Below are 23,304 nucleotides of genomic sequence, written 5' to 3' on the forward strand. Positions count from 1 at the left end.
ATCGCGTTTGTAGTGCCCTGCACATCTGATTGGACAAAAATTGAATCTATGAAATCCAGATACGAGACTTAACCTGAACGCTTGCTGAATACAAATGTTCGCTATATGTTCTCTTTAAGGAATCGCATAGCCCTCGATTCGAGAGGCCATCTCATTTCAGTAGGTATTGGAAAGTCAGATGACGAAGACCATTGAATTTAAAGGGCGCTGCCTGTGTGGCGCGGTCACTTTTGAAGGTGAAGCGCCGAATGAACCGGTCAGCAGCTGCCATTGCAAGCAATGCCGTCAGTGGGGCAGCGGCCCGTTTGAGGCATTCAGCTTGCCGCTGGCAGATCTGAAGTTCACCTCAGGCGAAGATGCCGTCAAATACTATGAATCCTCTGAGTTTGCCCGCCGCGGCTTCTGTTCAAAATGCGGATCAAACCTGTTTTGGCATGCAGACCGCCATCCTCAATGGAAAGACCGAATTGCGATTGCCGTGGGTACGTTGGAGCAGCCAACAGGCCTCACAGCAGGCAATCATATCTTCTGTGCCACAAAGGGTGACTACTACGAGATCGAAGATGGTCGCCCTCAATATGCCTACGAAGATTGATGAGGAAATTGATCTTATCCCAAACCGTGGCCCTCGGCTAAGGTTACCCAACAAGCTCTAAGGGAGAGAGATATGTCTGACTTGCGGATTTATAAAGCGAAATGCCTTTGTGGCGAAGTCTCATTCAAGGCTGAAGCGCCCCAGAAAGATATTGGTTTATGCCATTGCACAATGTGCCGTCGTTGGAACAGCGGGCCATTCCACGCAATCGCAATTCCGTTTGATGCTTTGAAGGTTGAGAGCGGAGAAGAGAACATCTCATATTACCGCTCCTCTGATTACGCGAAGCGCGCATTTTGCAACAACTGCGGCAGCAGCCTGTTTTATCACGGAGACAAAATCCCCGAGATTGCTCATGAAGTTTACTTCAGCGCTGGGCTTTTGGAAGAAACGACAGGCTCGAAACTGGCAGGTCACATCTTCTGCGCCAGCAAAGGCGATTACTACGAGATAGAAGGAGACCTGCCTCAACACGAAACAGTATAAAAATCCGCTCTGCGGTCAAAACCGGTGCAAGGTGAGCGGTTGGATCAAGGCGTGTTCTTCACACGCTCTAGCTCCAGCCGTTCTCCCACATATAATCCAACGCTTCCCGGTAGTTCGGAAATTTGAATTTATACCCCAATGCGCCTTTCAGCTTGGCATTGCTCGCGCGTTTCACTTCGCCGTAAAACGAAATCGCCATAGGCGAAAGATCAGCATCTTCAAAGGCGATTGCGGGCGGTGGCTCCACACCCATCAGACGAGCAGCATATTCCACCACATCTTCTGGCGGACACGGCGCATCATCACACACGTTGAAAATACCGGAGGCGTTGTCTTCAAACGCATGCTGGACAGCGCCAGCAATATCACTCACGTGAATACGGTTAAAGACCTGACCTTCTTTGATAATCCGGCGGGCTTTACCTTTGTCCAGATTGCAAAGCGCATTCTGGCCACGGCCATAAATGCCGGCAAGGCGCAAAATGCTGACTGGGATGCTGGTTTCTTCTGAGAATGCGAGCCACTCGTGCTCTGCTTCCAGACGCTGCTTGGAGCGTTTGGAGGTTGGATTGCACTCCGCTGTTTCTGTCACCCAACGACCTCCGTGGTCGCCATATACCCCGATGGTCGAGAGATAGCAGATCGCCGTTGGCTTTGCTTTCGCAACTGCGTCACGCGCAGCATTCAGCAGAGGGTCACCATCGTCCGTTGGCGCGGCAGAAACCAGAATATGAGTTGCAGTGGCAATAGCCTCCAACAGCTCATCGCTTGCTGTTTGTCCGTCAAAGAGGATCGGCTGAACCCCTTTGGACCGCAGTTCCTCCATTTTCTCAGGAGAGCGGGTCGTTCCGCCAATCCAGGAAAACTCGGTCCCGTACATTTTCACAAAGTGGCGAGCTGAATATCCAGCTCCCAAAATCAACAAGCGCATTCCAAGCCCCCCGGCTTACGTTTACAGCTTCAGATAGTTCCTGCGCACTTCATAAAGCATCACAGCCGTTGCAACAGCCAGGTTCATTGAATCAGCCTGCCCCGCCTGCGGAATTTTCACCAGATCAGAGCAGGTGTCAGCCAGTTTATCACTCAGGCCAGCCTGCTCATTGCCCATCAACAAAATGACAGGTTCTTTATAATCTACAGCACGATAGTCCTTTGTGCCCCGCAAATGAGTGCCAACCACAGATCCGGACCAGCTCTTGCGGAATTCAACGAACTCATCAGCAGTACAGCGCACAAGTGGCATATGGAACAGAGAGCCCATTGTCGCACGTACAGTCTCAACAGCAAATGGATCAGTTGTTTCGTCAATCAGAATAACGCCAGTCGCACCAACCGCATCGCCGGTGCGGATGATGGTTCCCAGATTACCGGGATCACGGACACGATCGAGCGCGATCCATGTCGTGGCACTTTTCGGGTCAATGTCGCTCAGCTTCATGGTCTGCTGTTCGTAAACACCAACCACCATCTGCGGGTTGTCACGGCGGGTGATTGCACCAAGCACAGCCGTGTTCACCTCAAGAATGAGGGCACCACGGGCTTTTGCTTTCGCAGCCGCTTCTAGCGCAATCTTGTTCTCACGAGCTTCAGGACCAAGCGCCAGATATCGCACACCCCAGCCAGCTTCCAATGCATCGGTTGCCAGTTTCAGGCCTTCAGCAACGAACAATCCGGACTGTTTGCGATTCTTGCGCTGAGCAACAAGGCCTTTGATTTCCTTCACAATCGGATTGGAGTGTGAGGTGATCTGCTTTACTGCACCGGCACGGTGATTATCTCTGGTTTCCATCGGGTTATGCTCCCTCAGCCTTATTGTTTTCAGGTGCGCTCCACCGGCTGAATAGGGAGGTTGAGAGCAATCGTGGTCCATCAAGTTCGCGAATAGCCAGCTCACCAGATTCAATCGTGCCCGGCAAACCATCAAGGCATTCACGCATCAACTCATGAGAAGACAGGAAGCTGGCACGGATAGCGTAGCTGGACATCAGAAGGAACTGCGCATTGGGCGAGAGCAGCTTTCGCACGCACGCTAACATGTGCGGTACGCTCTCAAAGAAGTCCCAGACCTCTCCATTCGGCCCGCGACCATATTTCGGCGGGTCAAGGATAATGCCGTCATAGGTGTTTCCGCGGCGCACTTCCCGCTCCACAAACTTCATGGCGTCATCACAGATCCAGCGAATTGGCTTATCTTCAAGGCCGGATAACTCCTGGTTCTCACGTGCCCAGACAATGGCCTTTTTAGAAGCATCAACATGAGTGACTTGCGCGCCAAGAGCAGCAGGCAATAGCGAAGCCATTCCTGTGTATCCAAACAGGTTGAGAACTTTGAGCGGACGATCTGCTTTTTTGATCTGCTCACCAACCCAATCCCAGTGCGCTGCCTGTTCAGGAAACACACCCACATGGCGAAAAGACATGAACTGGCCATTGAAGGTGGCAGGGCCGTATTTCATCTGCCAGATCTCATCAACCTGATTGGCAAACTTCCAGCGGCCAGGGCCTTCTTCTTCGACGTCACCGGTAAAGATAGCGTCTGCGCTTTTCCATTCGCTTTCTGGCAGGCGAGGGGCGCCCATAGCCTGCGCTTCAGGGCGGATCAGCTTATAGCGACCATAGCGCTCAAGCTTTTGTCCATGTCCCATATCCAACAGGGCATAATCGTCCCAGCCGTTCATTTCCACCATCACAGGCAAAACGCTGGCAGGGGTGGTGAAGCGGGCAGATGTTGGCTTATGTTCGCGTACGATGGGCTCAACAACCGTGGTGGCTGGAGCGCTGCGCGTTTGGTCTCGCCGGTTCGGGCGCGTTGCTGCTGCGCTATCTTTCTTGCCACCACGAGTGTCGCGGAGATTGCGCGCCTCTCTCTGGTCCCGATTATCTCGGGTATCGCGTTTGGCAGAAAAACCACGCTTCGGACCGTTGTCCTTCCGTGCTCCGCCTTTTTTGGATTGCGCATTGCGGGTTCGTGGAGCGCCGCCTTTGGGTGATTTGCTCAAGGATGTTGCCTTTGATTTTCTGCGCACAAACGCGAGACAAAGCCTCACGCTGAATTCGTTTATTTAATGAAAAGGCATTAAGGCGATGCGGGCCTCGGGTCAACGCTTTAGCGCAAAACAAGCTCTTTACCGTTAAGTGAGTATCCACAGCGTGGGAACACCAGCATAATGCAGGACGTATAAAACGTCGTTGTGTTCTGAAAAGAAGTTTTGAGCATCCATGACAATTTTAACACGAGAGGTACTTGTCTTTTCCCTCGATTTAAGTCCAATCTACATGACGTGGAATGCAAAAGTGACCTTAAGGCGTGGAGCCTACCTAAAGGAAGCACTGAAAAGAACGAGGGGGCCAATCCATGGAAATGTCTGGAGAGCAGCAAATACCTGCGAGTCAGGAAAAGGTTTGGGAAGCTCTCAACGATCCTGAATTGCTGAAAAAGTGTATTCCCGGTTGCGATAGCCTGGAAAAAACCTCCGACACTGAGATGTCTGCCACGGTCACAGCGAAAGTAGGACCGGTCAAAGCCAAGTTCAAAGGAGAAGTAACCCTCTCCGATCTGAACCCGCCTAACTCCTACAAAATTTCCGGAGAGGGCAAAGGCGGTGTTGCAGGGTTTGCGAAGGGCTCGGCAGATGTAACCCTGTCAGAGAGTGGGGATGGCACTCTTCTGAGTTATGAGGTTAATGCAAAGGTCGGTGGTAAACTTGCTCAATTGGGAAACCGGTTGATCGATTCAACTGCCAAGAAGATGGCTGAGGAGTTCTTCTCGAATCTGAACAGAGAACTCGGTGGAACTCCGGTAGCAGGCAAGGACGAGCCGCTAGAAGCTGTTGAGTTGGATCAGGGGCTGATCGAGGAAGCCAAGTCTATCGCAAACGAGCACGCCATCGAAGGATCAGTTGAAGCCATGGCCGATGCTGAACATGCGTTGGAAGATGCAGTCAAAGACGTTGAGGAGAAGGTAGAAGTTGCAGCGGGCAAGGGATTCTTAGGTGGTCCGCTGGGTTGGGGCCTTATGGCTCTGGTTGTTTTGATTGCTCTTTATTGGTTACTTTGAAACTAGGAATTTGGCGGTCGGATTTTGCAAGGCGCGTAGAGGGCGCTTTGTAAGCTAACGGCCCCGCCGAATAACAAGGCCAATGGCCTAAATTACAACCAACTGCCTTGATAGGACGGGAGATCCTGACCAAGGCTGTTGGCTTCATAGTCTGCGGACGCGAAATTGCAGGCTTTTTTGAGGGAGGAAAACCATGACGACTGTCTCTATGACGGTGAATGGAAAGCAGATTTCTGGTGAGGTCGAAGACCGCACTCTTTTGTCTACATTTCTGCGCGAAAATCAGGGACTGACCGGAACACACATCGGCTGTGACACCTCACAGTGTGGTGCATGTCTCGTGCACATGGACGGTAAAGCAGTGAAGTCCTGCAGTATGCTTGCCGTTCAGGCAACTGGGTCTGCTGTCACCACAATTGAAGGTGTTTCCCAAAATGGCCAACTGCACATCATGCAGAAAGCCTTCAAGGAAAACCACGGTCTTCAGTGCGGTTTCTGTACCCCTGGCATGATCATGTCTGCAATCGATATGATTGATCGCCTGGGAACAGATCTCGACGAGAAAACAATCCGCCATGAGCTGGAAGGCAACATTTGTCGCTGCACCGGCTACCACAACATCGTCAAGGCAATCAAAGCCGCAGCTGACGAAATGGCCGAAGTTCTCGAAGCCGCAGAATAATTCGGAAATTCAACTGATCGTTGATCCAGCTGCACCTTATTTCAGGTGCGTTGCACTGCTGGAGCCTATGAACAGTTGCTGAAGTCAACCTTCCGGGAGGGGATGGAAATGACAGCAGAAGGAATCGGCGCACGAGTGCTGCGCAAAGAAGACAAAAGATTTATTACCGGAAATGGCCGCTACACCGATGACATGACCATGCAACGCATGGGCCACGCCGCTTTCGTTCGCTCAACACACGCTCATGCACGCATTAAGTCCATCAACACAGATGACGCGATGAAAATGCCGGGTGTTGATGCAGTCTTGAACGGACATCAGCTGGTCGCGGACGGCATCGGCAACATCATTTGCGGATGGATGATCCATTCCAAAGATGGTTCTCCAATGAACATGGGCGCGTACCGTGCTTTGGAGTCGGAAACAGTCCGTTATGTCGGTCAGGCCATCGCAGTTGTTGTTGCTGATACTCAGCAGCAGGCACGTGATGCAGCAGAAGCTGTTGTGGTGGAATATGAAGACTTGCCAGCTGTCGTTGACAGTCTTGACGCTCTGAAAGATGGCGCACCACAGCTCCATCCGGAAGCCGCTGGTAACCTCATCTACGATTGGGAGATCGGCGAGGAAGCTCCAACGGATGAAGCGTTTGCAAACGCAGCACACATCACCCGGATGGACATCGACAACAACCGCCTTGTTCCAAATCCGATGGAACCACGCTCTGCTTTGGCGCATTTTGATCCGTCAGAAGAGCACTACACGCTTTACACCACCTCTCAGAACCCGCATGTGGCACGCTTGGTACTCTCCGCGTTCTACAACGTGGCACCTGAGAACAAGCTGCGCGTAGTTGCACCGGATGTTGGCGGTGGCTTCGGCTCCAAGATCTTCATCTATCCCGAAGAGATTGCTTGTCTTTGGGCAACAAAGCGTGTTGGCCGTCCCGTTAAGTGGACTTCCGACCGTACAGAAGCCTTCCTGACAGATGCGCATGGTCGTGATCACCACAGCACCGCAGAGCTGGCTCTGGATGCGAACAACAAAATCACCGGGTTCCGTGTGAAGACAGTCGCCAACCTTGGCGCTTACATGTCTTTGTTTTCATCTTCTGTACCAACCTATCTGTACGCGACGTTGCTGTCGGGCCAGTACAACATTCCAAACATCTACGCGAATGTGAAAGCGGTCTACACCAACACCACTCCAGTGGATGCATATCGCGGTGCAGGACGTCCGGAAGCCACCTATGTGGTTGAGCGCATGATGGAAACGGCTGCAAAAGAAGTTGGCATGGCGCCAGCTGAGTTCCGCCGCATCAACTTTGTGCGCGAGTTCCCGCATCAAACACCAGTGATCATGGCTTATGACGCTGGTGATTATGAAGCCTCTCTTGATGCAGCCATGAAGGCCATCGATTATGATGGGTTTGCTCAGCGACGCACTCAGTCTGAAGCGGCTGGCAAGCTCCGTGGTATCGGTATGTCTTGCTACATTGAGGCATGTGGTATCGCACCATCTCAGGCTGTCGGTTCACTCGGCGCAGGTGTAGGTCTTTGGGAATCTGCTGAGGTTCGTGTGAATGCCGTTGGAACCATTGAGGTTCTGACCGGGTCGCACAGCCATGGCCAGGGTCACGAAACCACATTCGCTCAGTTGGTCTCTGACCGGCTTGGCCTGCCAACGGAGAGCATCTCCATCGTCCATGGTGATACCGACAAAGTGCAGATGGGCATGGGCACATATGGCTCCCGCTCTGGTGCCGTTGGTATGTCTGCAATTGCTAAGGCACTCGACAAAGTCGAAGCCAAGGCGAAGAAGATCGCAGCGCACCTGATGGAAGCGTCCGAAGGGGACATCGAAATCGAGAACGGTGAGTTGAAAGTCACCGGAACCGATAAGAAACTCACCTTCACCGAAGTTTCTCTGGCAGCTTACACAGCCCACAACCTGCCGGAAGGCATGGAACCCGGCCTGAAGGAAGGTGCCTTCTACGATCCAACTAACTTCACGTTCCCTGCAGGGTGTTACATCTGCGAGGTCGAAGTTGATCCGGATACGGGCGTTGTCTCCATCGAGAACTTTGTCGCAGCTGATGACTTCGGCACCATCATCAATCCGATGATTGTGGAAGGTCAGGTGCACGGTGGTTTGGTGCAGGGCATCGGTCAAGCCATGCTGGAACACACCCAGTATGACGAAGACGGTCAGCTGCTTACAGCGTCCTACATGGATTACACCATGCCGCGTGCGGATGATGTGCCGTCCTTCACGCTGGAAACCACAGTCACTGAATGCCCGGGCAATCCGCTCGGCATGAAGGGCTGCGGAGAGGCTGGCGCGATTGGGTCACCACCTGCTGTCATCAACGCCGTGACGGACGCCCTTGGCATTCGTGACATGAATATGCCTGCCTCGCCAAACCGCGTCTGGCAGCTCATTCAGGACAACGGCATGAAGCAGGCAGCGGAGTAATCAATGGCACAGGCTGGCGCTAAATCGACATTGGATCACAAGTTCATCGCCATCGAACTCAATCAGCGCGCATGGGCTCTCTTAGAAAATGAGAGCCGCTCGCCCGAGGAAAATGACGAGATGCTCCATGTCGCCCACGCCAGCCTTTGGCACTGGCTTCAGGCCGGAACGAAAGTCCATCACCAACGTGGTTTGTGGCTGGTAGGCCGTATCCATGTTCTGCTTGGAAACCGTGAAGCTGCAATGCGTTACGCCCGGCAGACCATGGACCTGACAGAGGTTCATCAAGAGGATATGGCAGACTTTGACCACGCCTACGCCTCTGAACTTCTGGCACGCGCCACATTGCTGGCAGGGGAAGAAGGCGAAGCCTCAGTTCTGTTTGAAAGAGCTGCACGGCTTGGCCAACTGATCCACGGTGAGCAAAATCGCAAGATTTTCTTTTCCGATCTGGAAGCTATTCCGTACCCGAAAACTGAATTGTCTGAACTTAACTCATAGCAACTCTGCCAAAGACCCCTTTAGGGGATGGGAGGCTAAAAATGTACGAGACCAAATATCATCGCGCATCAACAGTGTCAGATGCAGCGGCAATGCTGAAAAATGCTGATGACGGCAAACTGCTTTCTGGTGGTCAGACCTTGATCCCAACCATGAAGCAACGTCTGGCAGCGCCAAGTGATCTGATTGACCTGCGCCACATCGGAGAAATCTCCGGCATTGTAAAGCAGGCTGATGGCTCAATCCGCATCGGTGCAGCAACTTGCCATGCAGATGTCGCGGCCAATGAAGATATCAAGGCTGTCCTTCCAGGACTGGCTGATCTGGCAGGCACAATCGGTGACCCGCATGTCCGCCATATGGGCACGATTGGTGGCTCTGTCGCCAACAATGACCCTGCAGCGGATTATCCCGCGGCTTTGTTGGCTCTTGGGGCAACCATCGAGACCAACAAGCGAGAGTTCTCTGCGCAGGATTTCTTCACTGGCATGTTCGAAACTGCACTGGATGAAGATGAGATCGTGACTGCGGTTGTCTTCCCGGTCGCATCGAACACTGCATACGCGAAGTTCCCTAATCCTGCCTCTCGCTATGCAATGGCTGGCGTCTTTGTAGCAAAGACCGAAGCGGGTGCTCGTGTGGCTGTGACAGGTGCTGGTCAGGATGGTGTTTTCCGCATGCCTGACATGGAAAAAGCTCTGGATGGCAACTGGTCTGCCGATGCTGTTGCAGGCATGGCACCATCTGCTGACAACATGCTTTCAGACCTTCACGGTACCGCTGCCTATCGCGCTAATCTGGTGACGGTCATGGCGAAGCGTGCTGTTGCAGCATCCAGCTAACACATTGGGGGAAGGGGCTTTGTCCCTTCTCCTCACTTCTCTGGTGTGACATAACCAGCCTGAATTGATCGCTGGAATGTAATGGCCGCGTACTGGTGAACTTCACCCAGATAGGCAAGCAGAGCAGAGAGAAAGGTCGTCAGACCGACCAGCTCGAATGTCTCTTCCAAAATGTAGAAGATCTTGTAGCCAAGCGCATCATAGCCTTCGCTGCCAGCAAACACGGCTCCCAGCATCTCAAAACCAATCGCACCGGACAGATAGATGCTGCCTGACAGTACAAACAGAACAGCAAACCGTCTTGGTAACCGCATGAGAAAGCGAAGATAAATCAGCCCAAGCGTTCCAACCAGAACCACAGCAGGCAACACCCACGCAAAGTAGAAAGCGCCACTCAGGTCAAACGCATTGCGTAGCGGATCGATCGTGACTTCATGGATTGCGATGTTCTCGTCAACGGACATGTAGAGAAAACCAAAGGCGAGCACCAACCAGTAGGGCCAGTTTTGCGGTTTCTTGGAATGTCGTTCAATGATGCCAATCAGAGCGGTCAATCCAGCAATGCAGAGCATCACCATGGAGGAGAACCATGCGCCGAGGTTGAGTTCTTCATCGAGAGAAATATGCCGCAGGTCTTTCAAAGGCGTTTCAATGCCAATGGTGTCAACGAACACCTGCTGAACAATGCCAAGCAGCACGATCAGAAACACCATGCCGTACAAAACGACGGGCACCCTCTTTAAGTTGACCGCTGGCATGTGTTTGATCCCCCAACACTTCTTGATGCAACCAGCTAATTAAATCAGAGGTTCCATAAAAAAGAGCTAAGAAATATTGCCAATGATTGGCGCTCTTCAGCACGCAAGCTTGCAACAAAAAAGGGCGCCCAAAGCGCCCCTTTCACGTTTCACATAAGAACGCGTTTATACGTGCTGACCGCCGTTGATATGTATTTCAGCGCCTGTCACGTAAGAAGATGGAGCAGAGCACAGGAAGTAGATGGTGTCTGCCACTTCTGTCGTGCTGCCAAGACGGCGCATCGGAATGGTCTCGACGATTTTTTCGGTACCTGGTGAGAGAATCGAAGTGTCGATTTCACCCGGAGCAATCGCATTCACACGAACGCCATGTGGCCCAAAGTCAGCAGCCATCTCGCGTGTCAGGGAAGCAAGAGCCGCCTTGGAAGTCGCATAAGCTGTTCCAGCAAACGGATGCACACGGCTCCCGGCGATGGACGTGACGTTCACGACGGAACCTCTCGCAGCCTTCAGCTCATCAAACAAACCGCGAGCCAGCATAATTGGCGCGAAGAAGTTTACCTGAAACACATCTCGCCATGTTTGCATTGGGGTTGTCAGGGAATCGAGGCGTTGGCCTTCCTCGTCTTTCGGGCTGATACCCGCATTGTTGACAAGGGCATGAAGCATGGAGCCGTTGTCTTTCAGACGCTCTTTGATCTGGAGAACGGCGTTTTCCAGATTATCTGCATCACCCAAGTCCACTTCAATGTGGTCTTCCGGCCCGGATGGCCAAGGGCATTTGTCAGAAAATGGTTGTCTGGAACAGCTAATGACCCGATAACCCGCTGAAGAAAATTTCTTTACGGTTGCGTGGCCGATTCCACGGCTTGCGCCCGTTAAGACGATTGTCTTGCGGAGATCCTTCGTCGTTTGGTTGGTGTTCATAGGGGCTTTGCTCGTGATAGGACTGCAGGAAACTGGAGTATTATTCTCTAGTTTTAAAAGATCTACTGTTTATATAATGCTTTGCAAGCGAAATTGGGAGCCCGAAAGCAACCAACAATGATCATTTGTCACTGCAACGTCATTAATGACAAACAAATAAAACAAGCTGCACGTGAGCTTTGCGAGAATCCTGAGGGGGGAGTCCCCACTCCGGGCGCGGTATTTCGTCACCTTGGGTACAGGCCAAAATGTGGTGGTTGCTTTAAAAGCATCATCGAAGTTGTATACGCTGAGGCTGAACAAGTTAAAGATGACTCTGGACAGTAACTTGGAATTATTCTAAAAAAGGTCAATACCTCAATTTGTCAAGGAGAGAGTGACATGAAGGGTGAACCTAAAGTACTGGAATATCTCAACAAGGCTCTACGCCACGAGCTGACCGCAGTAAATCAATACTGGCTGCACTACCGTCTCCTTGAAGACTGGGGCTTCACAAAGCTTGCAAAAAAAGAACGTGAAGAATCCATTGAGGAAATGGAACACGCCGATAAACTGATCGAGCGTATCATTTTCCTCGAAGGTCACCCGAATCTGCAGACACTCGATCCGCTGCGCATCGGTCAGGACCTCAAGGAATGCCTTGAATGCGATCTGGCAGGTGAATACTCCGCTCGTGCTCTTTACAAAGAAGCACGCGAAGTTTGCCGTGATGAAGGTGATTACGTCACCATGAAGCTTTTTGAAGACCTGATGGCAGACGAAGAAGGTCACATTGACTTCCTCGAAACCCAGCTGGAACTTCTGGAAAAGATTGGCGTTGAGCGCTACGGCCTGCTGCAGGCAACTCCTGCAAATGAAGGCGAATAAGCTTTTCATCTTTGAGTTTTAGAAGGCCGGAGAGCGTTATGCTCTTCGGCTTTTTATTTGCGCGGTTTCACCCGACGCGTAGCTTCTGCAACCAGCGGATTATCAGGCCACGGGTGTTTTGGGTACTGCCCCTTCATATCAGCCTTCACATCCGCCCAGGACCCTTGCCAGAACCCAGGTAGGTTCTTGGTGATCTGAATAGGCCGCTGAGCAGGGGAGAGCAGTTGCAGCACCAGCTGAACCTTCCCACCGCAAATGCTTGGGTGCTCCGCAAGGCCAAACAACTCCTGCACCCGAACGGAAAGCATCGGCCCTTGCTCGCCATCATAATCAATCGGAATGCGCGATCCGGTGGGTACGACAAAGTGTGAGGGGGCCAGATTGTCCAGCTCCGAACTCAACTCCCACGGAACCAGCGTTGCAAGCGCGTCCCCCAACGTGCCCGCACTCACTTGAGACAGCGCTGTCTTCCCTGCCAGAAACGGACGCAGCCACTCAAAGTCTGTATTCAGAGCCTTATCGCTCAAGTCCGGCCATTCTTTCCCAGCAGTCTCGCGCAGATAAGTTACGCGTCCGCGATAGCGCAATTGATCCTTGCTCCATGGCAGACGGGCCGCACCTTTACGGGCAATCTGGTCAAGCAGTGCATCAACAATCGCTTCTGGATCGGGATCAGAGATTTTCTTCTCGTTCAGCACCAACTTGCCTAGGACCCGCTGCCGAACGGCCTTGATGGCGCCATCTGGCATCAGCTGCACCTGTTCCTTCTCGCGGATGTGAGAGGCAAAGCGGGCTTCGAGTTCATTGAGGGAAAGCGGCGCAGCCAGCAAGATACGTGCGCGAGCTGCTGTACCGGTCACTTCAGCAATACTCAAGAATTTCTCGGCATAAAGCGCCTCGCTCTCTTCCAGCTGTGCACCACGCCCATTGGCAAGGCGGAAGCTGCCCCGGGCACCACGTTGCTGTGCGATGCGGTCAGGATAGGCAAGGCTCAGGATATCGCCCGCATCCTCAAAATTGGCACGCTCAGAGGGGCGTTCGCCAACAAGCTTCACCCAGCGCTTGGCCTGCGCCCGTGCCTCTTTGCCTCGTGGACTCTGGTCTTGCATCAAACGGCGTAAGCGATCTCGCAGGTCAGTCGAGCGACCGCCTAAACCATGCTCACCAATAATCACGGCAATCAGCGATGCCAGCTCGGCTTGTCCTTCTTGTGAGGCTTGCACCAGCATGTGCCCAAGACGAGGGTGCAGCGGCAGTCCGGCAAGGTCACGCCCAGCTTTGGTCAGGCTGCCATCTGCATCCAGCGCGTCGAGCTCTTCCAGAAGTTCTTTAGCCTCAGACCAGGCAGCAGCAGGCGGCGGTGTCATAAACTTCAGCTGAGCGGGATCAGAAACACCCCAATTGGCGACATCAAGCACAAGTCCGGAAAGATCACTCTCCAAAATCTCTGGCTTTTCAGCAGCAGGAAGGGCCTTCGTCTGCGCTTCTTCCCAAAGTCGATAACATATGCCCGATTCCACACGGCCCGCGCGCCCCTTGCGCTGCTCTGCAGTTGCACGAGAAACCTTCACGGTTTCAAGACGTGTCAGTCCTGTTTGCGGATCATAACGCGGCACACGGGAAAGACCTGCATCAATCACAATACGCACGCCCTCAATAGTCAGGGACGTCTGCGCAATGGCTGTGGTCAGCACCACTTTTCGCTGACCGGGCTTGGCAGGACGAACAGCCAGATCCTGCGCCTTACTATCCAAAGCGCCATAAAGAGGTGCAATGCTCACATCAGCAGCAACGTGTCCTTCTAACAAGGATTGCGTGCGCTTGATCTCACCCTGACCTGGAAGGAATACAAGCACAGAGCCTGTCTCTTCAGCTAATGCTGAACGAACAGCCCGCGCCACCTGATCTTCCAGCCTTCCACGCGGATCGCGGCCAATGTAGCGCGTCTCAACCGGATACTGCCGGCCTTCACTCTTCAGGATTGGTGCATCATCCAAAAGCTTGGAAACTTCAGCCGCATCCAGCGTCGCGGACATCGGCACAATGCGCAGGTCATCGCGCAACGCTTCCTGAACATCCAAAGCAAGCGCCAGCCCAAGGTCTCCGTCCATGGAGCGCTCGTGGTATTCATCAAAGAGAACTGCAGCCACACCGGAAAGCTCAGGATCATCAAGGATCATGCGGGTGAAGACACCTTCCGTCACCACCTCAATGCGTGTTTTGCCTGAAACCTTGCTGTCCATACGCACGCGGTAACCAACTGTCTCGCCAACGCTCTCACCCAGCGTATGCGCCATTCGTCGCGCAGCAGCACGTGCTGCAAGGCGCCGAGGCTCCAGCACGAGGATCTTACCATCGTCTCGCCATGGAGCATCCAGCAGGGCGAGCGGCACACGGGTCGTCTTACCCGCACCCGGCTCGGCAACAAGAACCGCATTGGTGTTTTGCTCAAGAGCAGAGAGCAAGTCCGGCAGGATCGCTTCGATTGGCAAAGAGGAAGACGTCATGGGCTCCGCGAAAAAGTAGGCGTCAAAAAAGAGGAAGCAGCTCCACAGACCTTAATCTATGCAAAGCTGCTTCCAGTCAATTTGGAATTTAAGCACAAGGCTAATCTGCTGTCTTGGCGTCCTTGCGGTGCCAGCTACGGCCCGTCAGGTCCACAAGATACTCATCAGGTGCACGGGTATAAGCCGCGAGGCCTTCAAGGGCAGGGCTTTTGTGCGTGATGATGTAAGTCGGAATAGACTTCATGATGCCTTCATGCGGAGCTTTGGCCTCAAAAGCAGCCCGAAACTCACCACCATGCAGCCAATGCGAGATCTTCGGCGGAATGCCGCCCGCCAGATACACACCGCCGCGCGCAAGATTGGTGATTGCGAAATCCCCCGCAACACGGCCAAGTGCAGCACTGAACAAGCGCAGCACTTTCTGCGCAACTTCATCACCATCATCCGCCGCCAAAGGCACATCCGATGGCTTCTCATAGGTACGATGCACCCCATCAGCCTGCAGCACAGCCTTAGCAAGGCGCACAAGGCCGGCACCACAGACAACCTGCTCGGCACCAACACGCCCGCCAATGCGCTCGATATACGGCCAGATGCGGTATTCTTCCTCACTCAACGGGCCAAGCTCAACATGGCCGCCTTCGCCGGGAACCGGAATCCACTTTCCGCAGGAGCGGATCATCGCACCAGCACCAAGGCCAGTACCCGGACCAACAACAAACTTGGTCGCGTTCTGCTCAGCCACGCCGCCGCCCACCTGATCCAGATCGACTGGGGAAAGGGATGGCAAGGCAAGCGCCTGTGCCTCAAAGTCGTTGAGAAGAACCACTTGTTCCAGACCAAGCTCTTTGATGAGAGCGGGAGGCTCAATCACCCAGCTTGCATTGGTCAGGGCGATCCGGTCGCTGGAAACGGGAGCAGCAACAGCCAGCACCGCAGACCGTGGCGCAGCGTAGCCTTGTTCCAGAACTCCGGCACGAATGGCATCCTGAATGGTTGCATGCGCCTTCGTTCCTTCCTGACCACAAAGCTTGGTTGGCTCATTGGGGCCTTCTATCAACGCAAAGCGAGCATTCGTGCCGCCGATGTCAGCGACAAGGACCGGGTAGGGTAGGTTTCTTGTAAGCGGAGCAGAGTGCAGCATTTATAAATTTGACTTTATTGTTGGCTGGAAATTTCTGGTGTCTGCGAGGAAGTGGAAAGTCCCGCTAAGCGTGCAGAGCGCAAAATGATGTCTGCTGTACTGCGGTTCAACGCCATTGGAATATCGTAGACCAGCGCCAGACGCATCAACGCTTTCACATCCACATCATGCGGCATTGGGGAGAGGGGGTCGACAAAGAAGAACAGGCCATCCAAGGCGCGGTCAGCAATCATTGCGCCAATCTGCTGGTCACCACCAAGCGGGCCGCTTTTCATGCGTTCTACATCCAGAGATGGGCATGCATCCTGAATACGGCCACCCGTTGTCCCCGTCGCAAAGAGCTTATAGTCAGCGAGTTTGCTTTCGTGCAATTTGGCAAACGCGACCATTTCGTCTTTTTTTGCATCGTGGGCGATAAGGGCGAGAGTTCTACGCTCGGTCATTTGGGCTCCGTCAACACGTCGCTGGAGCGCATCCCTGAAAGGTGGTTCCGTTTTTCGGAGAGGGACACGCAGAAACAAAAACTTAGAGCTTGCCTGAAACTGTGCACGGCATGCTCTAAGTCTCTTGGGATTACTTATCCTTTAGCGCGTCTTGACAGGCTTTGAAAGAGTCAACTTGCGCCGTTTGTGACTGATATTTGAGCGGCGACAAACGGCAGCAGGTCATACACAGGTTTCCGAAACATTTCGGAGCCAGCAGCATCAGTCGAACAAAGAGCACATGACCATATCTCTGCGTGACTTGGCGCGGATGAATTTGGGTTTGTCATCGACAAGACCGGCAATCTCCAGCACAAGCTTCATGCGGATGGCATCACTGAAGCCTTCCTTGGAGCGGACTGGAATCGAAAATGCCCCAGGTCCACCAATGACACAGTCTTCATAATAATGGTCCAGATGCAGCATGGATTGCCACGAAATGCTCTCTTCCTTCAGCATCAAAGGCAGACCGTTGACTGTCATACCCTGCGCGATCGCAGCATCACGCGCTTCGGTGACAGCGCTGCCCTGATTGTTTGGACCATCGCCGGAGATATCGATGACCTGACGCATGCCGTTGTATTCGTTCGCGATGACCAGATTGACCGCCTGTGTCAGCGCGGAGGAGATGGAAGTGCGCTGCACCCGGCGCAAGGGGGCTTCGGCAATCTTGCCTGCAAACTTACCCGCAGTTGCCTCGTCCGAAATAATGGTCCAGTCCGCAACAACAAAGTGCTCGTCTTTGCCGCCCCACTCCATGTAGGCAACAGCAATGCGACCGATGGGGCCGTATTTGATCGCATCAAGCACCTCGTCAGATGTCAGTGCCGCAACATACCCTTCTCTTTGAATGCGCTGTTCCTCTGGATCCATGCTTTGAGAAATGTCCACGGCCAGAACCAGTTCAAGGTCCACCTCCTTGGACATATCAAAGTTCAAAGATGCATGAGTATTGGAAGTTGCCAGAATGGGGGTAGAAAACAAGAAACCACCAAGTGCGAATGCGCCCGCAATCGCAGTGAGGGGTTTTGTGCACATGGGCCGCATTTTCAGCCTCCTTTTTTGCAAGGTTCAGGGTGTCCCGGTCACGGACCTCCCCGCCTCAATTTTTTTGTTTTGCTGCAATCGGCACTGAGCTAACGAAAACAGGTTACATCCATAGTATTCCCACGGTCATCCATGAATGTGGAAGACCATTCACTAGCATTGATATATATAGGGTTGTATTAAGCTGGCTCTGCGGAAAATAACTGTTTGATTTGCCAGTAAACGCAATCTGAAGATTTTGCGGCGACAAATGTTGTGCCAGTTAGTGCGTTGAAAATATTTTGTTTATTTTACAAATATTGAGAGTTGATCAAATGTTACATAAAGTTGATTAATTTCTTCATGATCGCTTTGCAAATTTGACCTGAGACGTGAGTCGTAACCTAAGTAATTTCCGCAAGTACTTGAATTGAAACTATTTGATTTTATTAGTATGGCAAAAACAGTGGTTTAGTTAGCTAGCAATAAGATTCTGCAAATCGCGCAGTTTATTTCCTTGACCTTCCGTTTCACCTAATGCAAATGTGTGGTTGAAATATTTCTCACGTGGTGAAGAAATATTCTTCTCTGATTTGGGGGAGTGCTCAGAAGCTCTGAAACTGAGCATTTCGGTAGGAAAATTGGGAATGGATTCTGGAGATATTTCCAGAAAGCCATATAGGAATATAAGAGGCTAGACCATGAAGGCAGACGAATGGACCACATCTTTGGCCATTAGGGCCGCTTGGATGTCTTTCATTGGCCGAAGCACTCAGGGAGAGATTGCTGGCCGCCTTGGGGTTTCTCCTGCAAAAGTTCATCGCCTAATAGCACATGCTCAAAAAGAAGGCTTGATAAAATTTCATATCGAAGCCAGGCCTTCTGAATGCGTTGAATTAGAACAATTTCTCTGTAAGCGAATGAATCTGGAAAATTGCTTTATTGCTCCGGATCTTGGCAGCGGTGACGAAACAGACTCTTTCACGGCAGTTTCATCTTTTGCTGGCCAATACCTTCATTCACTTTTTACAACGAATCCACCTAAGCGCATTGGCGTAGGCATGGGGCGCACGCTCCAGTCCACCATCGAGGCGATGCCTCGTGTCCACCTTCCTGAGCTTGAGCTGCTGTCCGTATCCGGCTCGCTCACCCGTCGTCTTTCTGCCAACCCGTATGATGTTGTGCAGCAGCTATGTGCGAAGACAGGCGGTGAAGGTTTCTATCTTCCTGTTCCTTATATTGCTGAAACCAAAGCAGAAAGAGACACCTTTGTGTCTCAGGGCGCTGTTCAGGAGCTGCTCGCAAGAGCGAAGGCCGCAGAACTCTTCATCATCGGCATCGGGTCCGTTGAGAAGGAAGGCCACCTTGTACAACGCAAGCTGATTACCTCTGAAGAACGTGAAGAGCTGCTGGAAAGCGGTGCGTGTTCTGACGTGATGGGCCGCTTTGTCGACATTGACGGCAACGAAGTGGCCTGTTCTCTAAACGAAAAAGCAGTTGGATTGCACTTTGATGACGTCCGCAAGGCGCATGTTGTCGCGATCGTTGGCGGTTACCGCAAGGCGAAAGCAACACTGGCAGCATTGGCGACCGGCATCATCAAGGATCTGATCATCGATGAGGTTTTGGCCAGAGAACTTGCTGGCCTGCTGAAAGAGAACGAGCTCGAAGCAACGACATAAGTTGGGAGTCTGTTCTTCTTAAGGGAGAGTCCTTTCCGCTCTACGGGAAGATATAATAAGGAAGAAACCGTGAAAACCACAACAATCCTCGGTGCAGTTGCTTTAGCAGCAGTCATGACGACTGGAGCTATGGCAGAAACTTTCAAGCCCGCAGTCGTTTATGATTTCGGCGGTCGTAATGACCGGTCTTTCAATGAAGCAGCTTACAAAGGCGCGTTGCAGTTCGAAGAACGCACAGGCATCAAGTTCCGCGATTTTGAAATCCAGAATCCATCTCAGCGTGAACAGGCTCTGCGTAACTTCGCGCGACGTGGTCTCGATCCAATCATCACGATTGGTTTCGCTCAGGCAGCTGCACTGGAGAAAGTTGCTAAGGAATTTCCTGACACGCACTTCGCAATTGTTGATTCCGTTGTAGACCTGCCAAACGTGCGTTCCATCGTCTTCAAAGAAGGTGAAGGTTCATTCCTCGTTGGTCTTCTGGCTGCAATGTCAACTGAATCCGACACCATCGGTTTTGTTGGCGGTATGGACATTCCGCTGATCCGCAAGTTTGCATGTGGTTACAAGCAGGGCGCGAAATACGCGAAGCCTGACATTGAAATTATCGAAAACATGACCGGAACCACCGGCGCAGCATGGACTGACCCACTCAAGGGTGGTGAACTTGCTCGTTCACAGTTCGCGCGTGGCGCAGATGTTGTGTTCCACGCAGCAGGCTTGACCGGCACTGGCGTTCTTCAGGCAGCTGCAGATGAAGGCAAGCTGGGTATCGGTGTGGATTCCAACCAGAACCACCTGCATCCGGGTTCTGTTCTGACTTCCATGATCAAAGCAGTAGATGTTGCTGTCGATAAGACGCTGACAGATGCTAAAGAAGGCAAGTGGACTTCAGGTGTTGAAGTTCTCGGCCTTGCTGAGAATGGTGTTTCCTGGTCTTACGACGAGTATAACAAGCCTCTCATCACAGCAGAAATGCAGTCTGCAGTTGAACAGGCAAAGATGGATATTATTTCTGGCAAAGTAGAAGTTCACGATTACATGGTGGATTCTACCTGTCCGTTCTAATCTAATGGAAAGTGCCCGCACTATCTGGTGTGGGCATTTTCGCTTACGGTGGTTCTTCGGAACGACCACTCCTTCCAGACTTTCGGTCTTGAAGGGATTTATGAGGGACTTGCGCCCCTGTAGCCCGAGTAGAGTTTTCAGCCTTTGGGAGCGAAGGTTGAAGGGGAAACGAGGATAACTGCATTGGGATCTGTTCTCTGCTTCTCCTGGGGGTGGGGCAACGCTTTTGAAACGGTGTACTTCGAAAGCAAGAACGAGATTGATGCGCAAGTTATTGATTTGATAGACCAGAAAGGCCGGGCAACAGTGGCTGAAAGCAATGTACCTGCCATCGAGTTAATTGGCGTTAGTAAAAGTTTTGGGCCTGTTCAAGCAAACAAGGACATTGACCTTGTTGTAGGAAAAGGGTCCATTCACGGCATCATTGGGGAGAACGGAGCGGGCAAATCCACCTTGATGTCGATCCTCTACGGTTTTTACCATGCCGATAGCGGAACAATTAAGATCGATGACAAGACAACCACTATTCCTGATTCGAAGAGCGCGATTGCGCAGGGCATCGGTATGGTGCACCAGCATTTTATGCTCGTCGATCCATTCACAGTTCTAGAAAACGTTATTCTTGGCGCTGAGGGCGGCGCACTGTTGAAAGATGGTGTAGCAAACGCACGTCGCGAACTTAAGCGTTTGGCAGACGAATACGACATGACAATTGACCCGGACGCAGTCGTGGGTGAATTGCCAGTTGGTTTGCAGCAACGAGTAGAGATCCTGAAGGCTCTGTACCGTGGCGCAGACATTCTCATTCTTGATGAGCCGACCGGTGTTTTGACACCATCTGAAGCTGATCACCTCTTCCGCATTCTTCGCGTACTGCGCGATCAGGGTAAAACAGTTCTGCTTATCACCCACAAACTGCGTGAGATCATGGATGTGACCGATACGGTGTCCGTGATGCGTCGTGGTGAAATGGTGGCCTCTCGCAAAACTGCTCAAACCTCCATGGAAGAACTGGCTGAACTTATGGTTGGCCGCAGTGTTCTTCTGGAAGTGGACAAGCCTGAAGTCGAAGTTGGCAAGCCTCTCCTCAAAGTGGAAGGCCTCAACGTTCGGGATGATCGCGGCGTGATGCGCGTGAAGGATGTTTCCTTCGAAGTGCGTGCAGGTGAAGTTCTTGGTATCGCAGGCGTTTCCGGTAACGGTCAGTCTGAGCTCCTCGCAGCTCTTTCCGGCATCACCCGCGCCGAAAGCGGCAAGATGGAGCTGTCAGGCGAGACGCTGGACCTCTCAGCGGCACATAATGCAGCTGAAATGCGCACCAAGGGAATGAGCCACGTACCTGAAGATCGCCACCGGATGGGGCTGGTCAACAAGTTCGCAGAGTATGAGAACTCCATTCTCGGCTACCATCGCGAACCGAAATACTCAAAAGGTATGTTCCTCAATAAAGATGCAATCCGTAAGGAAGCTAAGGAACGCATCGAGAAGTACGACATTCGCCCTCCAACCACCGAAATGACAGCTGCAAAGTTCTCTGGCGGTAACCAGCAGAAAATCGTTCTGGCACGTGAAATTGAGTGTAACCCGGACGTTCTTCTGATCGGTCAGCCGACACGCGGTGTTGATATCGGTGCGATTGAGTACATCCACAACCGGATCATGGACATGCGCGCGCAGGGCAAAGCTGTCCTTCTTGTATCCGTGGAGCTTGAAGAAATTCGTTCACTCTCCGACCGCATCATTGTCATGTTTGATGGCAACGTGGTTGGTGAACGCGGGCCAGAAGCAACAGAGCAGGATCTTGGTCTTCTCATGGCTGGTGTCAATCAAGAGGCAGCAGAATGATCATGAACTCCCTGTTTAACAACAAAATTTGCTTTGACCTGACATTTGGGGGAACACAGAAATGAGTAAGGGGCAACTTCCTCGTTGGGTTGACTACGGTGTTTTACCGGCCCTCAACCTGCTCGCGGCATTTATCATCTCTGGCTTGGTCGTTGTAGTAATTGGCGAAGATCCGTTCGAAGCCGTTAAATGGCTCGTCTGGGGCGCGCTGGGTTACGGTGAAGGCTTTGGCTATACCCTCTACTACGCAACCAACTTTATCTTTACGGGCCTGGCTGTGGCAGTCGCTTTCCACGCTGGTCTGTTTAACATTGGTGGTGAAGGTCAGGCCTATGTCGGCGGCCTGGGTATCGCTCTGGTCTGCCTCGCCATGGACCGCTTTGTGCCATGGTGGGTGACGTTCCCATTCGCGATTATCGGTGGTGCCGTATTCGGTGCAGCCTGGGCATTCATTCCGGGCTACCTGCAGGCTAAGCGCGGCTCTCACATCGTTATTACGACGATCATGTTCAACTTCATCGCATCCGCGTTGATGGTGTACCTGCTGTCTAACATCCTGATCCCTCAGGGTACGATGTCCCCATCCTCTCGCAACTTCGAGGCTGGCGGTCAGCTTCCGCTGCTCAGAAACGTCTTCTCAAGCTTCGACTTCGGTCAGTCTCCTGTGAACCTGGCGTTCTTCCTCGCTCTTGCTGTTTGCGTGGTGGTCTGGCTTCTGATCTGGCACACCAAGCTTGGCTATGAAATCCGCAGCTTCGGTGCAAACCCGGATGCAGCAGCCTACGCTGGCATCTCCCCGGTTCGCATTACTGTTGTAACCATGCTGATTTCCGGTGCTCTTGCTGGCTTGATGGGCATCAACGTTGTGATGGGTGAGCAGACACGCTTGCTTCTCGACTTCGCAGGTGGTGCAGGCTTCGTTGGTATCGCGGTAGCGCTGATGGGACGAGGGCATCCGATCGGGATTATTCTCGCCTCCATGCTCTTTGGTTTGCTCTATCAGGGCGGCGCAGAGCTGGCGTTCGAAATCCCAACAATCTCACGCGACATGATCGTGGTCATTCAGGCCCTGGTTATTCTCTTCGCTGGTGCTCTTGAGCATATGTTCCGCCCAGCAGTCGTAGCGTTCTTCGATCGCTTCTCATCAAGCACAGCAGAAGCATAGGGAGACGGACATGTTAGACACAATCATTCTCGTTCTCGACAGCACATTCCGCCTGTCAACTCCTCTTCTGTTTGCGTGCCTTGCTGGCCTGTTTTCAGAGCGTTCCGGTATCGTTGATATCGGTCTGGAAGGTAAGATCCTCGGCGCAGCTTTTGCTGCCGCTGCCGCAGCCTACGTCTTCCAGAGCCCATGGATCGG

At 52.5% G+C, this 23,304-nt stretch carries 22 protein-coding genes and 1 pseudogene; 14 read left to right on the forward strand and 9 right to left on the reverse strand.

All coding sequences use genetic code 11. The annotated features are described in order from the left end of the window. Positions 1-178 precede the first annotated feature (178 nt). Positions 179-595 carry a GFA family protein gene (locus PsW74_RS09480; RefSeq protein ID WP_063286742.1) on the forward strand — a complete coding sequence of 139 codons (417 nt, stop codon included), beginning with the start codon at positions 179-181 and terminating at the stop codon, positions 593-595. Positions 596-667: 72 nt separating this feature from the next. Then, on the forward strand, positions 668-1,081 hold the full coding sequence (locus tag PsW74_RS09485; protein ID WP_063286743.1) for a GFA family protein: 414 nt from the start codon (positions 668-670) through the stop codon (positions 1,079-1,081). Between the two features lie 67 nt (positions 1,082-1,148). Here PsW74_RS09485 and PsW74_RS09490 read toward each other — a convergent pair whose 3' ends face one another. The 3 genes from PsW74_RS09490 to PsW74_RS09500 are packed head-to-tail and all read right to left on the reverse strand — an operon-like array spanning position 1,149 to position 3,831. Next, positions 1,149-2,012 carry an SDR family oxidoreductase gene (locus PsW74_RS09490; RefSeq protein WP_063286744.1) on the reverse strand — a complete coding sequence of 288 codons (864 nt, stop codon included), beginning with the start codon at positions 2,010-2,012 and terminating at the stop codon, positions 1,149-1,151. Between the two features lie 21 nt (positions 2,013-2,033). After that, on the reverse strand, positions 2,034-2,870 hold the full coding sequence (locus PsW74_RS09495) for an RNA methyltransferase (protein WP_063286745.1): 837 nt from the start codon (positions 2,868-2,870) through the stop codon (positions 2,034-2,036). Between the two features lie 4 nt (positions 2,871-2,874). Continuing rightward, on the reverse strand, positions 2,875-3,831 hold the full coding sequence (locus PsW74_RS09500; protein WP_063286842.1) for a class I SAM-dependent methyltransferase: 957 nt from the start codon (positions 3,829-3,831) through the stop codon (positions 2,875-2,877). Positions 3,832-4,436: 605 nt separating this feature from the next. Between PsW74_RS09500 and PsW74_RS09505 the strand changes: the two genes are divergently transcribed. The 5 genes from PsW74_RS09505 (at position 4,437) to PsW74_RS09525 (ending at position 9,635) form a co-directional block, all read left to right on the forward strand. Then, complete coding sequence (locus PsW74_RS09505; protein ID WP_057464200.1) at positions 4,437-5,138, forward strand: carbon monoxide dehydrogenase subunit G; 702 nt, start codon at positions 4,437-4,439, stop codon at positions 5,136-5,138. A 193-nt stretch (positions 5,139-5,331) separates the two neighbouring features. Continuing rightward, entirely contained in the window at positions 5,332-5,820 is a 489-nt protein-coding gene (locus PsW74_RS09510) for a (2Fe-2S)-binding protein (RefSeq protein WP_057464199.1), read from the forward strand. 108 nt (positions 5,821-5,928) lie between these two features. Next, positions 5,929-8,292: a xanthine dehydrogenase family protein molybdopterin-binding subunit gene (locus PsW74_RS09515; RefSeq protein ID WP_063286746.1), complete on the forward strand. Its 2,364-nt coding sequence runs from the start codon at positions 5,929-5,931 to the stop codon at positions 8,290-8,292. Positions 8,293-8,295: 3 nt separating this feature from the next. Beyond that, positions 8,296-8,793 (forward strand): hypothetical protein, encoded by a 498-nt coding sequence (locus tag PsW74_RS09520; RefSeq protein ID WP_063286747.1) that lies wholly within the window; start codon positions 8,296-8,298, stop codon positions 8,791-8,793. Between the two features lie 41 nt (positions 8,794-8,834). Continuing rightward, entirely contained in the window at positions 8,835-9,635 is an 801-nt protein-coding gene (locus tag PsW74_RS09525; protein ID WP_063286748.1) for a xanthine dehydrogenase family protein subunit M, read from the forward strand. 32 nt (positions 9,636-9,667) lie between these two features. Here PsW74_RS09525 and PsW74_RS09530 read toward each other — a convergent pair whose 3' ends face one another. Continuing rightward, positions 9,668-10,393 (reverse strand): hypothetical protein, encoded by a 726-nt coding sequence (locus PsW74_RS09530; protein ID WP_208987915.1) that lies wholly within the window; start codon positions 10,391-10,393, stop codon positions 9,668-9,670. Between the two features lie 165 nt (positions 10,394-10,558). Then, entirely contained in the window at positions 10,559-11,320 is a 762-nt protein-coding gene (locus PsW74_RS09535) for an SDR family oxidoreductase (protein WP_063286749.1), read from the reverse strand. A 117-nt stretch (positions 11,321-11,437) separates the two neighbouring features. Between PsW74_RS09535 and PsW74_RS09540 the strand changes: the two genes are divergently transcribed. Both PsW74_RS09540 and bfr read left to right on the forward strand, forming a co-directional pair. After that, positions 11,438-11,647 (forward strand): (2Fe-2S)-binding protein, encoded by a 210-nt coding sequence (locus tag PsW74_RS09540; protein WP_063286750.1) that lies wholly within the window; start codon positions 11,438-11,440, stop codon positions 11,645-11,647. Positions 11,648-11,701: 54 nt separating this feature from the next. Further along, a complete protein-coding gene (gene bfr / locus PsW74_RS09545) occupies positions 11,702-12,187 on the forward strand; it encodes a bacterioferritin (RefSeq protein WP_054784322.1) in 486 nt (161 codons plus the stop codon). A gap of 53 nt (positions 12,188-12,240) precedes the next feature. Here bfr and hrpB read toward each other — a convergent pair whose 3' ends face one another. From hrpB to PsW74_RS09565, 4 genes are all read right to left on the reverse strand, one after another. Continuing rightward, positions 12,241-14,694 (reverse strand): ATP-dependent helicase HrpB, encoded by a 2,454-nt coding sequence (hrpB, locus tag PsW74_RS09550; RefSeq protein WP_063286751.1) that lies wholly within the window; start codon positions 14,692-14,694, stop codon positions 12,241-12,243. A gap of 100 nt (positions 14,695-14,794) precedes the next feature. Continuing rightward, entirely contained in the window at positions 14,795-15,838 is a 1,044-nt protein-coding gene (gene glk, locus PsW74_RS09555) for a glucokinase (RefSeq protein WP_063286752.1), read from the reverse strand. A 14-nt stretch (positions 15,839-15,852) separates the two neighbouring features. Continuing rightward, the gene (locus PsW74_RS09560) at positions 15,853-16,281 is read right to left on the reverse strand and encodes a methylglyoxal synthase (RefSeq protein WP_063286753.1); all 429 of its coding nucleotides are present in this window, start codon (positions 16,279-16,281) and stop codon (positions 15,853-15,855) included. A 261-nt stretch (positions 16,282-16,542) separates the two neighbouring features. Next, on the reverse strand, positions 16,543-17,367 hold the full coding sequence (locus PsW74_RS09565) for a DUF1194 domain-containing protein (protein WP_208860247.1): 825 nt from the start codon (positions 17,365-17,367) through the stop codon (positions 16,543-16,545). 728 nt (positions 17,368-18,095) lie between these two features. Between PsW74_RS09565 and PsW74_RS09570 the strand changes: the two genes are divergently transcribed. The 5 genes and pseudogenes from PsW74_RS09570 to PsW74_RS29675 all read left to right on the forward strand — a co-directional run. Further along, a complete protein-coding gene (locus PsW74_RS09570; protein ID WP_244271720.1) occupies positions 18,096-19,028 on the forward strand; it encodes a sugar-binding domain-containing protein in 933 nt (310 codons plus the stop codon). Between the two features lie 69 nt (positions 19,029-19,097). Next, positions 19,098-20,096 carry a BMP family ABC transporter substrate-binding protein gene (locus tag PsW74_RS09575; RefSeq protein ID WP_082830530.1) on the forward strand — a complete coding sequence of 333 codons (999 nt, stop codon included), beginning with the start codon at positions 19,098-19,100 and terminating at the stop codon, positions 20,094-20,096. 306 nt (positions 20,097-20,402) lie between these two features. Beyond that, positions 20,403-21,941, forward strand: coding sequence for an ABC transporter ATP-binding protein (locus PsW74_RS09580; RefSeq protein ID WP_063286845.1), 1,539 nt, complete (start codon positions 20,403-20,405; stop codon positions 21,939-21,941). 61 nt (positions 21,942-22,002) lie between these two features. Then, positions 22,003-23,106: an ABC transporter permease gene (locus PsW74_RS09585; RefSeq protein WP_063286754.1), complete on the forward strand. Its 1,104-nt coding sequence runs from the start codon at positions 22,003-22,005 to the stop codon at positions 23,104-23,106. A gap of 10 nt (positions 23,107-23,116) precedes the next feature. After that, a pseudogene (locus tag PsW74_RS29675) lies at positions 23,117-23,304 on the forward strand (ABC transporter permease); the annotation flags it as partial.

It is taken from the genome of Pseudovibrio sp. W74, from assembly GCF_001623085.1.
Classification (GTDB): Bacteria; Pseudomonadota; Alphaproteobacteria; order Rhizobiales; family Stappiaceae; genus Pseudovibrio.